The organism is Shewanella sp. SW24, from assembly GCF_025653395.1.
GTDB lineage: Bacteria > Pseudomonadota > Gammaproteobacteria > Enterobacterales > Shewanellaceae > Shewanella > Shewanella oncorhynchi.
In genome coordinates this window covers 332,577-347,324 of record NZ_JAKKSH010000001.1, presented here as the reverse complement: position 1 = coordinate 347,324, position 14,748 = coordinate 332,577, and the positions used below count along the sequence as shown (strand labels likewise).

The window sequence follows — 14,748 nt, the reverse complement described above, 5'->3', positions numbered from 1 at the left end:
CGCATTGTTAACGACAACGCTATTGATAAAACGCTCTATAAATAAAGAATGCTATCAATAAAGAACGCTCTTCAACACAAAAATGGCTTCGAGCACTTCGCGCTCAAAGCCATTTTAAACCACACTATTTCAGTCACGCTACATCAGCTGTAGATAGAAGCTTCACCCTCTGGGCGCGTCTTGAGCACCCGCAGGAACCACATATACTGCTCTGGGTAAGCTAAGATAACTTGCTCGACCACTTTGTTCAGTGCCAACGCCTCGTTTTCTTTGCCCACCATGTCTTCAGGCGCAACGGCCGTCATCACAGTGAGATCAAATTGGCGTGAGGTTTGATTGTAGCCAATCTTTACTGGCAACACTTGGGCATTCCCCGCCTGCGCTAAACGCCCAACAACAGGTAGCGTTGCCTTCATTGTGCCTAAAAAAGGCGCAAACACACTTTGTTCAGGACCTAAGTCTTCATCGGGAAGATAAAAGAAACTGTTACCGCGCTTAAGCTCAGCCAATAACGCCCGAATGCCCGCCTCGCGCATATACACATGGCCACCACAACTGCTGCGTACACGATTACTAAACCAATTGAATAACCCGTTTTTATGGGCTTTGGCCATAGTCACCATAGGCAACTCAAGGTTAAGGCGTAAACCAGCATAATCGATTGGCCACACATGGGGCATGATAAAAATGATCGGTTGCCCCGCGGCCTGCGCTTTAGTCACATGCTCAAAGCCGATTAAATTCACTCGACGACGCAAATGCGCTTTTGAGCGCACCAGCAATTCGCCCTGTGCTAACAACACCAAAACGAAGTTTTGCACGTTCTCACGGATTAACACTTCAATCTCGGCGGTGGATTGTTCAGGAAAGCACGCTCTTAAGTTGGCTCTGGCAACGCTAATGGGCTTTTTGGCAATTGGCATCACTATTTTTGCCAATAATCTTGCTATGGGATCACGCAGCCATGCGGGCATGAGTCCGAAAATCACTAATAGACCAATCACTAACCAAGTGGCCCAGTATCTAGGGTGTAATAAGGCGAGTTTAAAACGACGGTCAAAATGTTTGGGCTGTCTTGACAAAGAATTCACCTCAGACAGTGGATAAAAACAATGGAGATATTGCATGAAAAAATAAACAGGAAAGCCACTCTCTAAGGAGTGGCTTTCCCATCAAACAAACGAAATTACTTACCCGTGTTTGCTGCTTCTACACGAGTTTTCAGCTTTTGGCCGGGACGGAAAGTCACGACACGACGAGCAGAAATTGGGATATCTTCGCCTGTTTTTGGGTTCCTTCCCGGTCTTTGATTCTTGTCCCTAAGGTCAAAGTTGCCAAAGCCAGATAACTTGACCTGCTCACCACTTTCAAGTGCGCCCCGAATCTCTTCAAAGAACGACTCAACCATCTCTTTGGCGACACGTTTGTTCATTCCGAGTGTTTCAAAAAGATGTTCTGCCATTTCGGCTTTGGTAAGTGCCATACTTTAATCCCTCAACGATGCGTTGAACTCGGACTTAAGGGCAGAAACGACTGAACCAACGGTCTCAGCAATCTCTTTTTCCTCAAGCGTACGAGTAGTGTCTTGTAATGTAAGTGCTATCGCCAGGCTCTTCTTGCCAGGTTCAACACCTTTACCTAAGTATACATCGAACAAGTTTATGCCAACCAGCTGATTTTCGCCAACTTTTCTTATCAATTTCATTACATCACCTGCAGATACACTCTCATCTACTACGACTGCGATGTCACGACGATTAGCTGGAAACTTAGATACAGCTTGGGCTAGCGGCAAACTGGTATGCAATAAAGCATCCAATTCCAACTCAAAAACGATGGTTTTACCATTGAGTCCAAAAGGCTTCTCCAAACTAGGATGGATTGCACCTATATGACCGATCACTCGATCATTTCTCAATATTTCAGCACATTGCCCCGGATGGAGAGCAGAATGCGTCGCTCCTCTAAAGCTAAATTCTGATGCGGAAACTGTCAAGCCGATAATTGCTTCTAAATCACCTTTAAGGTCGAAAAAATCAACAGTTTTCGATTCCATAGCCCAATGTTCATCATTTTGGGGCCCAGTAATGACACAAGCGAGCATTGCTTGCTGTCTTACACCGGATTCTGCATTGATATCAGGAACAAAGCGCAGGCCAGTTTCAAAAAGTCTCACGCGACTCTGTTGACGACTTTGGTTGTAGCCAACGGCGGCCAATAAACCGGTGAACATTGACAGGCGCATGGCCGACATTTCACTGGAAATTGGGTTTGGTAACACCATAGCGTCTAAACCAGGGTGAACCAGATTTTGCAGTTTTGGATCGACAAAGCTGTAGGTTACCGCTTCTTGGAAACCACGAGCGACCAATAAGGCACGCACGCGTTTTAGGCTTAAGTCAGATTCTTTATGATCTGACATACGCAGCGCGGCAACAGGCGCCGTATTCGGGATATTGTTATAACCGTAAATACGGGCCACTTCTTCGATCAAATCTTCTTCAATCGCCATATCAAAACGATAAGTCGCGGTAGTGACCTGCCAACTATCTTGGCCAACAACCACACTAAAACCTAAACGTTGTAGGATTTCAACGACATCGCTATCAGGTACATGGTGACCTAAAATTCGATCTAACTTGCCGCGACGTAAAACGATTTGTGCAGGTTTGGGTAAATCAGCCTCTGATTTAGCCTCAACTACAGGGCCAGCTTCACCGCCACAGATATCCAGAACTAAACGCGTAGCACGGTCGATAACCTTGTGTTGCATCTCAGGGTCAACACCACGCTCAAAGCGGTGTGATGAATCTGTATGCAAACCTAAACGACGTGACTTACCCATAATGGCAAGTGGCGCGAAGAACGCACATTCAAGCAGTATGTCTTGGGTCGTGTCGCTCACGCCTGAATATTCGCCGCCAAACACACCAGCAAGGGCTAATGGACGCGCATCATCGGCGATCACTAAGGTATCGCATGGAATCGTGACTTCGCTGCCATCAAGCAGGGTGATTTTCTCTTCGCCAGTGCCTAAACGCACTTGGATATCGCCTGTTAATTTGGCCAGATCGAAAGCGTGCATAGGTTGACCGAATTCAATCAACACAAAGTTAGTGATGTCTACGATAGGATCGATAGAGCGAATACCGCTACGGCGCAGTTTTTCCTGCATCCATAATGGCGTAGGCGCTTTCACATTGACGTTTTTAACCACACGGCCTAAGTAACGTGGACACGCTGCAGGCGCGTTAACGTTAATCGTGACCTGTGCATCTGTCGTTGGCGTGACGGCTTGCCACTGTGGCTCAACCACTGTTTGGCGATTTAACACGCCCACTTCACGGGCAAGACCTGCCATACCTAAGCAATCGGCACGGTTAGCCGTTAAATCCACATCGATAACGGCATCATTAAGTTGCAGATAATCACGGATGTCAGTGCCTAATGGCGCGTCCAATGGTAATTCGATGATGCCATCGCTTTCGACGTTGATGCCAAGCTCGCTGTACGAACACAACATGCCTTCTGATGGCATGCCACGCAGCTTGGCTTTCTTGATTTTGAAATCGCCAGGTAATACGGCGCCAACCATAGCCACGGCCACTTTAAGACCCTGACGGCAGTTTGGTGCACCGCAGACGATATCGATAAGTTCGCTACCACCAACGTTGATTTTGGTCACGCGCAGTTTATCGGCATCGGGATGCTGACCACACTCCACCACTTCACCAATCACGACACCGCTAAAATCGGCAGCCACGGCTTCAACGTCATCGACTTCGAGACCGGCCATAGTGATCTGGTGGGATAATGCTTCACGGCTGACTGAAGGGTTTACCCATTCACGAAGCCAAGATTCGCTAAATTTCATGCTATTACAGCTCCGTTATTTAAATTGCTTCAGGAAACGTAGGTCGTTTTCGAAAAACGCACGTAAATCGTTTACGCCGTAACGCAACATAGTTAAGCGCTCGACACCCATACCAAAAGCAAAACCAGAGTATTTTTCTGGATCTATGCCAACGCTGCGCAGCACATTCGGATGTACCATACCGCAGCCAAGCACTTCTAGCCATTTACCATTTTTGCCCATCACGTCCACTTCCGCTGAAGGTTCAGTGAATGGGAAGTAAGATGGACGGAAACGCACTTGCAGATCTTCTTCGAAGAAATTACGCAGGAAGTCATGCAAAATGCCTTTCAATTCGGCAAAGTTCACATGCTCATCAACCAAAAGCCCTTCCACTTGGTGGAACATAGGTGTGTGAGTTTGGTCGTAATCGTTACGATAAACACGACCCGGAGAAATAATGCGTAATGGTGGCTTTTCAGTTTCCATAGTACGGATTTGCACGCCCGAAGTTTGGGTACGCAACATCAGTTTAGGATTGAAATAAAAGGTATCATGATCAGCACGCGCTGGATGGTGCTCAGAGATATTCAGTGCGTCGAAATTGTGGAAATCATCTTCAATTTCAGGCCCCTGCTTTACCGAGAACCCTAATTCCCCGAAAAAGGTTTCGATGCGCTCAATGGTTCGAGTCACAGGATGTAAGCCACCGATCTCTTGGGTGCGGCCTGGCAAAGTCACATCAATCTTTTCAGCGATTAATTTGGCTTCCAATTCCGAACTCTTCAGACCATCGATGCGCTCAGTTAATTTTTGTTGAATCGCCTGTTTAGCATCATTGACCGCTTGGCCAAAGGCTGGCTTTTCTTCAGGGCTTAAGCTACCCATCATTTTCATCATGTCGGTGATCTTACCTTTCTTACCAAGGTAATCGACACGGATATCATCCAGTGCTTTTAGATCACTGGCCTGGTCAATAATGACTAAGGCTTGTTCTACGATCTCAGTTAACTGCTGCATTTTCTCTTCCACTGCATAGTCGCGCTTGATAAACAAGTGCTATGGGCGCCAAACTTTCAGGCTATTTGGGTGCTCAGGTTATCGGGCGTTAATGCCAGACGCTTTGCTAGCTATAACGAAATAAAAGGATAGAAATTTTACGCGAGCGAGCGGCATATTACTAGGGCTTATTGGGGGTTTTTATCATGCAAATTCATGTGTTACCCCAGTTCAGAGCCTGAGTTTTGCTCAAGGGGAAACCCAAACCTCGATTCTGACGTAAACAACTTCCGCTTTCAGCCACTAGCAGAACTTGTAACTAAACTGTAAACTCATACCTGTACCTTGCCAAAATTGCAGCAAACAACACAATAATGACTGCAATTAGACTACATTAACCATATAAATCATTACAAAACAGAAAACTATAAAGTCTATGGCAAACTGACCGATATAAATTCGGTTCATGGCCCATTTTATCGAGGCACTCATGAAAGAAGTAAAATTTCGCTGGATAGATCAATATCTTATCCATATGACCTTAAAAACTAAATTCGCTATTCTCTCTATCGTTCCCATGTTGATGATTGTTGGACTGGCGCTTTTCCTAGATAACCAATCCCAGCAAACCTTAATTCAAGGACAGCTCAACAGTCTGCAAAATGCTTCACAACAAATCAACCAAGTCACTGGCAGCTTATATAACAAACTACCAGAGCAAGAACGCCAAACTATCCTTAATCAACTTAGTCGCGAAATTGAAGGTAATGTCAGCATTGTTTCGGTAAATGAAGCCGATAGCAAAGCCCAATCCATCGCTCGCAGTGGTGGTGGTATTGATGATAGCGGTAAGCAACCTAGAGTTGTGAGTCGGGTTAACGATCAAAATCTGATCACGATTATTCCCCTAGACAGCAAAGAAATTGATGCCTTGCTCGCCAACGATAACCTGCTGGTTTATGGCCTAATGGCGGCACTCTTATTTGTGCTATTTTTGTTCAGCTATTACATTTCAACCTTCGTAGGCGGCGCACTTTATACGACAGTGATGGCATTAAAACGGGCCGCATCGGGTGATTTAACGGGGCGTTTAAACTTCTTCGAAGTAAAAGACGAGTTCAGTATCTTAGCTATCAGCATAGATACCTTAGTAGAACGTCAACATACCTTAGTCAAGCAAATCGCAGAATCGACCGCTAAAATACGCGAAGTTGTATCATCGTTTCGTAGCACTGCGCAGCAAGGTCAATCCTTGGCGGTAAACCAGAGACAACATCTGGACTCCTTAGCGACGGCAATGGAAGAAATGACTGCCGCAGTGAAAGAAGTTGCCCGCAATGCCGAACAATCCTCAGCCGAAACCCAAGAAGCCAATCAACAGGTTAGTGCGGGCGGGAAAGATATTGAAACCACAGTTAAGGCTATCGACGTGTTATCAGATGAAATCTCTGCGGCCTCAAATGCGGTAGGTGTACTCAATGACAACGCCAGTAAAATTGATGAAGTGGTGTCAACCATTAATGCGATTTCCCAGCAAACCAACCTACTGGCCCTCAACGCGGCGATTGAAGCGGCACGCGCAGGTGAACAAGGACGTGGCTTTGCCGTGGTGGCCGATGAGGTACGTACTTTAGCGGGGAGAACTCAGGCCGCAACGGTTGAAATCAAAACCATGATCGAATCACTTCAATCGGGTACTCGCAATCTGACACAAGTGATGTCGCGTACTGTGAATCAAGCCAATGAAGGTAAACAACACGTACTGCAAACGGGTAAAGACTTAGAGTTTATCGCCCACCACAGCAACAAAGTGTTTGAAATGAGTGTACTAATCGCCACCTCGGCCGAAGAGCAATCGGCAGTGGCCAACGAGATTGCGACTAACCTGATGGAAATCCGCAACCAGTCCCACAATGTGGAGCAATCGGCCAACCAGTCAGTTTCAGGTTGCGATGAGCTGCAAGCGACTGCGGGGCAACTGGATCAGTTGATGGTGGGATTAAAAATCTAGTCGAGCATTATTTGATGGAGTTTAAATTCACTTAACACCCAAAATGCACAAGGGAGCGATAATCGCTCCCTTGTTGTTTTCATTCTGACGGTCACTTTCCAATCAACAAGTGTCGTTTCAATTAATAAGTTAATTTTCAATCGATAACGCTACGGCAAAATGAATTCACGTCTGTTAATCCACGTCTTTAAGTGGCCATAGCACGATATGATCTTCAATATCCTTCACGCGTCTTTCATCCACCACCTTGCCTTGGATCGACATACCCGCTAAATGCATCGCTTCTTTGGAGCCTGTGAGCAGCGGATGCCAGCTCGGTAGCTCACGCCCTGCCGCTAGGCGGCGATAGGCACAACTGTCGGGCAACCAAGTTAGCTCATGGATATTATCAATCGTGATCACTGTACATTGGGGGACATAGGTGAAACGGTCACTGTAATGCAGACAGCCTGCCGTTTGATGATCGAGCAAAAGGCAAGCTGCATTGGTGTAATACAAGTCTTCGGTTTCATCATCTATCAACTTGTTTAAACAACATTTACCACAACCGTCACACAGGGATTCCCACTCGGTTGTGCTCATCTGCGCTAATGTTTTACTCTGCCAAAATGCCATGATTAACTGTATCTTCTTAATAAAAAACCCGCTCAATGCGGGCTATTTTACACTAATTTGTCGTCAGATACGCAATGCCACTGAGATTAACGAGTGTGGTTTGACGCGCCTGAGCTCATTAGCAGCGTCTTGATGCTGCCAAGTTAATCTTTGATCCCAAGGCTCAGCTTATGCTCAGCCAATAAATTCACCTGAGGTGGTGGAATTTGTAAATAAAAGCCATTTTCTGCCATTGCTGCTCTGACTTTATGTATATCTGCCATTCCTAACGCGTCGCGCTTAGCGATTGGAAACACCATCACCAACTTTGGCACGCCAAACATTTCCATCAAAGGCACTGGAACATCGTCAAAACAATCTCTTTTCTTCACAAATAAATAAGTATCAGCCTTTCGGCTACTTTTATAAACGGCACATAGCATAAGAATCAAATATCCAATAGTTCAAACTTGCCAGTCAATGGGGCACACTATAACATGGTCGCCTAGTAATTTAATTGTAAAATCAGCGAACCGACTGATGATTTCTGGAGAATAGTGCCGGGATGTCAAAACCTAGCTTAGAGTTAAAAGGCGCTTCTTTTACTCTTTCAGTGCTTCATATTAATAGCAGCGATTTACAAGCTGTCATGACTGAATTAGACAGTAAGTTGGCACAAGCTCCTCAGTTTTTTCTGGGTGCTCCTTTAGTCGTCAATCTGAGTGCCATTCAGCACGACAGCTTGAATTTAAGTGCGTTAAAGGATCTGCTGATCTCACGTCAATTAGTGATTGTTGGTATAACGGGCGCGACAACCGTACTCAGTAAACAAGCAAAAGACTTAGGCCTTGCCATAGTCAAAGCGGGAAAACAGAGCAGTACCCCGCCGCCGGCCCCGCGCCAAACTAAAATAGTGAAGCAAAATATTCGTTCAGGCCAACAAGTCTACGCAAAAAATGGTGATTTAATCATATTTGGTGCGGTAGGCAATGGCGCAGAAGTCATCGCAGATGGTAGCATTCATATCTATGGCGCATTACGAGGGAAAGCCATGGCAGGCGCCGCGGGCGATACCAGCGCCGTTATCATTGCCCACTCTCTGGAGGCCGAACTCGTTTCAATAGCAGGGCAATATTGGCTCGCTGAAAATCTACAACAACATAGCTCAGATAAAAGCGGCTGCATTCGCCTAAACGGTGAGTCGCTTATGGTTGAATCATTGCCCCTCTAAATGGCAGAACAAAGGATAGAGAGAAACATGGCACAAATTATTGTTGTCACTTCAGGTAAAGGCGGCGTAGGTAAAACCACATCGAGTGCTGCAATTGCGACCGGTCTTGCCATGCAAGGACACAAGACAGTCGTTATTGATTTCGATATAGGTTTACGAAACTTAGACTTGATCATGGGTTGCGAGCGTCGTGTTGTTTATGACTTCGTTAATGTGATCAATGGTGAAGCCAATTTAAATCAAGCGCTGATCAAAGATAAACGCTGCGATAAGTTATTCGTTTTACCCGCTTCACAGACCCGTGATAAAGATGCACTGACCAAAGAAGGCGTCGGCCGTGTTCTAGACGATTTGGCCAAAGACTTTGAGTTTATTCTGTGTGACTCTCCCGCTGGGATTGAGCAAGGCGCTATGATGGCATTGTATTTTGCCGATATCGCCATTGTGACCACGAACCCAGAAGTCAGTTCAGTGCGCGACTCAGACCGTATTTTAGGTATGCTGCAAAGCAAATCACGCCGCGCAGAACTGAATCTAGAGCCGATAAAAGAATATTTACTCTTGACTCGTTATTCACCGAGCCGTGTAAAATCGGGCGAAATGTTGAGTGTTGACGATGTTCAAGAAATTCTGGCCATTGAGTTACTCGGCGTTATTCCTGAGTCACAATCTGTACTGAAAGCCTCTAACTCAGGCGTACCTGTGATTATCGACCAAGAAAGTGATGCGGGTTTAGCCTACAGTGATACAGTCGCACGCTTACTGGGTGAAGATGTACCAGTACGCTTTATTACGGAAGAAAAGAAAGGTTTCTTACAACGGATATTTGGTAGCTAATTATGTCTTTACTCGACTATTTCAAAAGCAAGAAAAAGCCTAGCACTGCGGTAATGGCAAAAGAGCGCCTACAGATCATCGTGGCTCATCAACGTGGACAAAGGGACACTCCCGATTATTTCCCACAGATGAAACAAGAGATCATTGCCGTTATTCGCAAATATGTGCCGATTTCTGATGATCAAGTTTCTGTGCAGTTAGATCAAAACGACGCCAACCTGTCGGTACTCGAGCTTAACGTCACTTTGCCTGACAGATAAGTCGATGATACAAAAAATGTCATCTTCAATTGAAGATGACATTTTGGTGTGGATGTTTTTCAGCAATGGATTCAAGTACGAAATATTAAGCACTAGACCTGAAGCTTTGCTAAAGCCTCAGTTGCTAATTCCCCTCGCCAACCGCATAACACTGCCGGTAAATCCCCTTGTTGCTTATCCCAACGCCATTGCAAAAACTCATGGATATGACGTTTAGAACCGAGCATTTCCTGCGGCACATCATGCTTTTCGCATAATTCGACCAAACAGCTTTTAATCGCTTTAAAGGCCGATTTGTAGCCTGATTTTAACGCCAATACATCCACTAACTCGGGTAAATTAACCAAATCCGCAGTTTGTAGCACACGTAATAAATCTTTGCCGTGAATGCGTTTTTCCTGTTCGGTCAAGTCATTGAGCTTAAACAAATCAGCCGAAGTTTTAGGTTGCTTCTTCGCTAATGCAATAAGACCATGATCTTTGATCACAAAACCTAAGGCTAAATCACGGACTAAGGCTTTTTCAAGGCGCCATTTGGCGAGCACTTTAAGGTAAGCCAATTGAATTTCAGTGAGTTGAAAAGCATTTTTCACTTTCAAATAGGCTGTATCAAGATCAGGATCGGCAAGCCTGCCCTGAGTCATCCTTTCCCCTTCCTCGTATAACCAAGCTAAACGCCCTTGGGCGCAGAGTTTCGCTTCCAGTTGAGGATAGAGCTGATACAAATACAGGACGTCATTGGCGGCGTAGCTTAACTGGGCTTCCGTTAAAGGACGACGGATCCAATCTGTACGCGACTCACCTTTATCGATCACTTCACCAAGGCAAGTTTCAACTAACTTGGCATAACCCACACCGTGGCCCATACCACACAAAGAGGCGGCAATTTGGCTATCAAACAAAGGCGTAGGCTGACATTTGCCGTAGTGGGCAAAAACTTCTAAGTCTTCACTGCAGGAATGCACTAGCTTAACGATATTCGGGTCCGATAACAGCGCCCAAAATTGGGCTAAATCAGGTAAAGCGACCGGATCAATCAAAGCTAAGGTTTTACCATCATAGGCTTGGATCAAACCTAACTTGGCATAATAAGTACGAGTACGAACAAACTCGGTATCTAACACGAGTATCTTACTCTGTTTATATTGGGCAACGAGGGCATTAAGGCTTGCTTCATCACTCACATATTGAAACGCTGACAAATTCTTCTCCAGATCCTGTGGGTCAATCACAGTCCATAAAAACAAAAGCCGGCAAATGCCGGCTTCAATCTTACGCGCGCTTAGCTTCGTCTCTAAGCTCTCGTCGCAAGATTTTACCCACGTTGGTTTTAGGTAACTCGTCCCTAAATTCTACCAGCTTCGGCACTTTATATCCCGTTAAATGAATACGGCAGTGCTTAATGATGTCTTCAGCGGTTAAAGATTTATCTTTTGCCACCACAAATACCTTCACTAACTCACCACTGGCGTCGTTTGGCACACCAACGGCAGCCACTTCAATCACTTTTGGATGAAGTGCAACCACTTCTTCGACTTCGTTAGGGAATACGTTAAAGCCTGATACTAAGATCATGTCTTTCTTACGGTCGACAATATAGAAGAAACCTTTCTCATCCATGTAACCAATATCGCCCGTGGCTAACCAGCCGTCAGTGTCGATCACTTTGGCGGTTTCTTCAGGACGTTGCCAATAGCCTTTCATCACCTGAGGACCTTTACCAAAAAGCTCGCCGGTTTCGCCTTGGGCTAATACCTTGCCGTCATCATTACGGATTTGGATCAGTGTCGAAGGGGCAGGAAAACCAATTGAACCGTTATAACCGTCTAAGTTATATGGACAACAGGTTAATAAGGGTGAGGCTTCCGTCAGACCATAACCTTCAAGTAAACGGGTTTTAGTAATGGTTTGCCATTTATCCGCCACGGCTTTTTGTACCGCCATGCCGCCACCGATAGAGAGTTTTAAGCGTGAGAAATCCAACTGGGAAAAATCATCACTGTTCACTAAAGCGTTAAATAAGGTATTTACCCCAGTTAATGCGGTGAAAGGATACTTTTTCAACTCAGCCACAAATCCTGGGATATCACGAGGATTGGTGATGAGTAAATTCTGACTACCTTTGTGCAAAAACAGCAGGCAATTCACGGTCAAGGCGAAGATGTGATACAGCGGCAAGGCCGTTACGACAAACTCACTGCCATCGTTTAAAGCGGGAGAATATGCACCATCGGCCTGCAATACGTTTGCGACAATATTGCCATGGGTCAACATAGCGCCTTTAGAAACCCCAGTGGTGCCACCTGTGTATTGTAAAAACGCTAAATCATCGTTAGTGACTTCAGGTTTGATGTATTGCATGCGACGACCCGTTGATAAGGTATCGCGCATTGATAAGGCATGGGGTAAATCGTATTTTGGCACTAACTTCTTGATGTACTTCACCACAAAGTTCACTAAGGTACGTTTTGGTGCACTTAATTGATCACCTAAACTGGTGATAATCACGCTTTCAACGGGAGTTTGATCGACCACTTCTTCTAAAGTGCGGGCGAAGTTTGACACCACCACAATGGCTTTAGCGCCAGAGTCAATCAACTGATGTTTAAGTTCGCGCGGTGTATAAAGTGGGTTAACGTTAACAACCACCATACCTGCACGCAAAACACCAAACAGTGCAATGGGATACTGCAACAGGTTTGGCATCATCAAGGCGACACGGTCGCCCTTTTCAAGCTTTAATTCATTTTGTAAATACGCAGCGAATGCTCGGCTGCGTTCTTCCAATTTACGATAGGTTAGCGTGGCACCCATGTTGATAAATGCAGGTTGATCTTCATACTTAGCCACCGCTGTCTCGAACATATCGACAAGCGATGAGTATTGTTCCACATTAATTTCAGCAGGCACATCTTCTGGCAAATGATTAATCCAAGGCTGATCCACTACTCTCTCCTAAATCCCCACAACTGCGGAAACAATATCCATACAAGCGTCAAGACTCGATAAATACCGAGTTAAAATACCGGCTTACATTTTATAGTTATTAATTTACTCGTCATAAATCATACGAGCGTTTTAATTTTGATCATCATCACATAAAAAAAACAAAAAACCTAGCGTCTTTTTTATACCCATATAAGCAACCTATTAAACGAATTTGCGGATCAAACGTGCAACGCCTTCGGCATTGTCCATATGCACATGATGATCGCCCTCAATTATGTGCTCAGACAAATGCTTGAACCACGTTCTGGCCTTAGGTATCGCGCTCTGCAACTGGCTAAATCCCTGTTTGCCACAAATTAATAAGGTTTCGACATTGATATCCTGCATCAAGGCATCAACTTGGGCGAAGGTTAATCGTTGGGGTGAATCTAATCTTAATCGAGGATCACTACGCCAACCTATGCCATCACCTTCGGGCTGCATATTACGATCGAGCAACAAACGACACCAAGGTTCGGCAAGTCCTGTTAAATGTGCCCTCGCCCGCACCGCAGTATCTATACTGTCGTAAATCTTTGCCTGCCCATGCTTCTGAGTTAAATACTTCTCATGCTGATAGAAGCTTTTTTTCAATCGCGCCTTAGCTTGCGTTGGCAACTCAGACAAGGGGCTTAACGCTTCAATCAATACCAGCTTGTTAACCTTTTCGGGAAATGTCGCCGTGTAAGCTGAGGCGATTATACCGCCAAGCGAATGCCCAATCATTGCCGCTGGCTTTTGCGGTAATGCCGTTAACAACGCGTCTAAATCATACAAATAATCAATCCAATGCAGCGGATAGTGTCCCGGCCTATGTGCAGAAAAGCCGTGTCCTGGCCAATCAATGGCGAGCACTTGATAATCGAGTAAATGCGCTGCTAAGGGTTCAAAACTGTTGGCGTTATCTAACCAACCATGTAAGGCAAGCAATAAAGGTTTATCCTTCGCCCCCCATAATCGGCCCGCGACCGTAATATGAGGTAATACAAATTCGATTTGATTTTTGGGGGCGAAAGATTGCCACATAATGCCTCTGATGTCAGGTAATTAAGATGATTTTTTGACAAATTTAAGTGTCATACGGTCACTTTCACCGATCGCTTGGTATTTTTCTTTATCGGTATCACCCAAGGCAAAAGAGGGCGGTAGCGTCCAAACACCTTTGGCGTAATCTTTCGTATCTTTGGGGTTCGCATTGATTTCTGCACTTTCAACTAAGGTAAAACCTGCTTTTTTGGCTAAAGCAACCATAGCGGCTTGATCCATATAGCCAGTGCTGAAGTTCATTCCTTCGTTGGCTCTATGCTCTACCACGCCAAAGATACCGCCGTCCTTCAACACTTTATAAGACGCGGCAAACACGTTTTCCAATTGATCTGTTGATGCCCAGTTATGTAGATTTCGGAAGGTTAATACCAGATCAGCACTACCATCAGCGCCTAAATCCATCTTATGTGGAGGATCGAAGGTAACAATCTTAGCATTGCCCATGACGTCTTTATTGGCCGTCATCCACGCAGCATACTTAGTACCCGCGTTCGCGCGATAACGATTTCCGGGAGTATCTGTCGCAGGAGCCGTTTCGAAACTGGCTGCGATATATTGGCCCTCTTTAGCAAGATAAGGCCCTAATATTTCACTGTACCAGCCATTACCCGGCCAGAGTTCAATCACAGTCTGTTTTGGGGTAATGCCAAAAAAAGTTAAGGTTTCAGCGGGATGACGATAAACGTCACGGCTGGCATTTTTGGCCTGACGAAAATCGCTTTTTAAGACTTTATCTAAGCTTTCATCGGCATAGGTAACACTCGAACATAAACCAGCAAGCAGCAGACTGGCAACTAAGGTGACTTTTTTCATTGTAATTCTCCATGGATACCGAAGGCTTAACCTAGCAGCCAATGGCCAAAAATCCAAGGAATAGAAGTCGGAAAACTAAGCTTTAAGCGACATAAGTGGTTATAGCTCAAAGTGA

14 protein-coding genes are annotated in these 14,748 nt (G+C 45.3%); 4 read left to right on the top strand and 10 right to left on the bottom strand.

What is annotated here, in order from left to right; all coding sequences use genetic code 11:
* Window positions 1-143: 143 nt before the first annotated feature.
* The 4 genes from lpxM to pheS form a co-directional block, all read right to left on the bottom strand.
* Window positions 144-1,082, bottom strand: a complete 939-nt coding sequence (lpxM, locus tag L5M17_RS01595; protein WP_263144735.1) for a lauroyl-Kdo(2)-lipid IV(A) myristoyltransferase — start codon at window positions 1,080-1,082, stop codon at window positions 144-146.
* A 104-nt stretch (window positions 1,083-1,186) separates the two neighbouring features.
* Window positions 1,187-1,483 (bottom strand): integration host factor subunit alpha, encoded by a 297-nt coding sequence (ihfA, locus tag L5M17_RS01590; RefSeq protein ID WP_006081370.1) that lies wholly within the window; start codon window positions 1,481-1,483, stop codon window positions 1,187-1,189.
* A gap of 3 nt (window positions 1,484-1,486) precedes the next feature.
* Window positions 1,487-3,874, bottom strand: coding sequence for a phenylalanine--tRNA ligase subunit beta (pheT, locus tag L5M17_RS01585; protein ID WP_263144733.1), 2,388 nt, complete (start codon window positions 3,872-3,874; stop codon window positions 1,487-1,489).
* A 15-nt stretch (window positions 3,875-3,889) separates the two neighbouring features.
* Window positions 3,890-4,873 carry a phenylalanine--tRNA ligase subunit alpha gene (gene pheS / locus L5M17_RS01580; protein WP_006081368.1) on the bottom strand — a complete coding sequence of 328 codons (984 nt, stop codon included), beginning with the start codon at window positions 4,871-4,873 and terminating at the stop codon, window positions 3,890-3,892.
* 469 nt (window positions 4,874-5,342) lie between these two features.
* Between pheS and L5M17_RS01575 the strand changes: the two genes are divergently transcribed.
* Window positions 5,343-6,863 (top strand): methyl-accepting chemotaxis protein, encoded by a 1,521-nt coding sequence (locus L5M17_RS01575; protein ID WP_263144728.1) that lies wholly within the window; start codon window positions 5,343-5,345, stop codon window positions 6,861-6,863.
* A 174-nt stretch (window positions 6,864-7,037) separates the two neighbouring features.
* Here the strand turns inward: L5M17_RS01575 and L5M17_RS01570 are convergent, their stop codons facing one another.
* Complete coding sequence (locus L5M17_RS01570; protein ID WP_106650329.1) at window positions 7,038-7,478, bottom strand: YcgN family cysteine cluster protein; 441 nt, start codon at window positions 7,476-7,478, stop codon at window positions 7,038-7,040.
* Between the two features lie 143 nt (window positions 7,479-7,621).
* Window positions 7,622-7,900, bottom strand: coding sequence for a YcgL domain-containing protein (locus L5M17_RS01565; protein WP_028760191.1), 279 nt, complete (start codon window positions 7,898-7,900; stop codon window positions 7,622-7,624).
* A 122-nt stretch (window positions 7,901-8,022) separates the two neighbouring features.
* Here L5M17_RS01565 and minC point away from each other — a divergent pair, with 122 nt between their 5' ends.
* The 3 genes from minC to minE are packed head-to-tail and all read left to right on the top strand — an operon-like array spanning window position 8,023 to window position 9,785.
* Window positions 8,023-8,688: a septum site-determining protein MinC gene (gene minC, locus L5M17_RS01560; RefSeq protein ID WP_106650327.1), complete on the top strand. Its 666-nt coding sequence runs from the start codon at window positions 8,023-8,025 to the stop codon at window positions 8,686-8,688.
* A gap of 27 nt (window positions 8,689-8,715) precedes the next feature.
* Window positions 8,716-9,525: a septum site-determining protein MinD gene (minD, locus tag L5M17_RS01555; protein WP_006086391.1), complete on the top strand. Its 810-nt coding sequence runs from the start codon at window positions 8,716-8,718 to the stop codon at window positions 9,523-9,525.
* 2 nt (window positions 9,526-9,527) lie between these two features.
* Entirely contained in the window at window positions 9,528-9,785 is a 258-nt protein-coding gene (gene minE / locus L5M17_RS01550; RefSeq protein WP_028760193.1) for a cell division topological specificity factor MinE, read from the top strand.
* A gap of 92 nt (window positions 9,786-9,877) precedes the next feature.
* Here minE and rnd read toward each other — a convergent pair whose 3' ends face one another.
* The 4 genes from rnd to L5M17_RS01530 all read right to left on the bottom strand — a co-directional run bounded on the left by rnd (window position 9,878) and on the right by L5M17_RS01530 (window position 14,633).
* Window positions 9,878-10,987, bottom strand: coding sequence for a ribonuclease D (rnd, locus tag L5M17_RS01545; protein WP_263144724.1), 1,110 nt, complete (start codon window positions 10,985-10,987; stop codon window positions 9,878-9,880).
* A 70-nt stretch (window positions 10,988-11,057) separates the two neighbouring features.
* Window positions 11,058-12,731 carry a long-chain-fatty-acid--CoA ligase FadD gene (gene fadD / locus L5M17_RS01540; RefSeq protein ID WP_028760195.1) on the bottom strand — a complete coding sequence of 558 codons (1,674 nt, stop codon included), beginning with the start codon at window positions 12,729-12,731 and terminating at the stop codon, window positions 11,058-11,060.
* A 204-nt stretch (window positions 12,732-12,935) separates the two neighbouring features.
* Complete coding sequence (locus L5M17_RS01535) at window positions 12,936-13,799, bottom strand: alpha/beta fold hydrolase (RefSeq protein ID WP_263138284.1); 864 nt, start codon at window positions 13,797-13,799, stop codon at window positions 12,936-12,938.
* Window positions 13,800-13,820: 21 nt separating this feature from the next.
* Entirely contained in the window at window positions 13,821-14,633 is an 813-nt protein-coding gene (locus tag L5M17_RS01530; RefSeq protein ID WP_028760197.1) for a class I SAM-dependent methyltransferase, read from the bottom strand.
* Window positions 14,634-14,748 lie beyond the last annotated feature (115 nt).

Bases quoted from the DNA above. Each gene is read 5' to 3' on its own strand.
- ihfA (WP_006081370.1), bottom strand. From the start codon at position 1,483: ATGGCACTTACCAAAGCCGAAATGGCAGAACATCTTTTTGAAACACTC.
- pheT (WP_263144733.1), bottom strand. From the start codon at position 3,874: ATGAAATTTAGCGAATCTTGGCTTCGTGAATGGGTAAACCCTTCAGTC.
- pheS (WP_006081368.1), bottom strand. From the start codon at position 4,873: ATGCAGCAGTTAACTGAGATCGTAGAACAAGCCTTAGTCATTATTGAC.
- L5M17_RS01575 (WP_263144728.1), top strand. From the start codon at position 5,343: ATGAAAGAAGTAAAATTTCGCTGGATAGATCAATATCTTATCCATATG.
- L5M17_RS01570 (WP_106650329.1), bottom strand. From the start codon at position 7,478: ATGGCATTTTGGCAGAGTAAAACATTAGCGCAGATGAGCACAACCGAG.
- L5M17_RS01565 (WP_028760191.1), bottom strand. From the start codon at position 7,900: ATGCTATGTGCCGTTTATAAAAGTAGCCGAAAGGCTGATACTTATTTA.
- minC (WP_106650327.1), top strand. From the start codon at position 8,023: ATGTCAAAACCTAGCTTAGAGTTAAAAGGCGCTTCTTTTACTCTTTCA.
- minD (WP_006086391.1), top strand. From the start codon at position 8,716: ATGGCACAAATTATTGTTGTCACTTCAGGTAAAGGCGGCGTAGGTAAA.
- minE (WP_028760193.1), top strand. From the start codon at position 9,528: ATGTCTTTACTCGACTATTTCAAAAGCAAGAAAAAGCCTAGCACTGCG.
- L5M17_RS01535 (WP_263138284.1), bottom strand. From the start codon at position 13,799: ATGTGGCAATCTTTCGCCCCCAAAAATCAAATCGAATTTGTATTACCT.
- L5M17_RS01530 (WP_028760197.1), bottom strand. From the start codon at position 14,633: ATGAAAAAAGTCACCTTAGTTGCCAGTCTGCTGCTTGCTGGTTTATGT.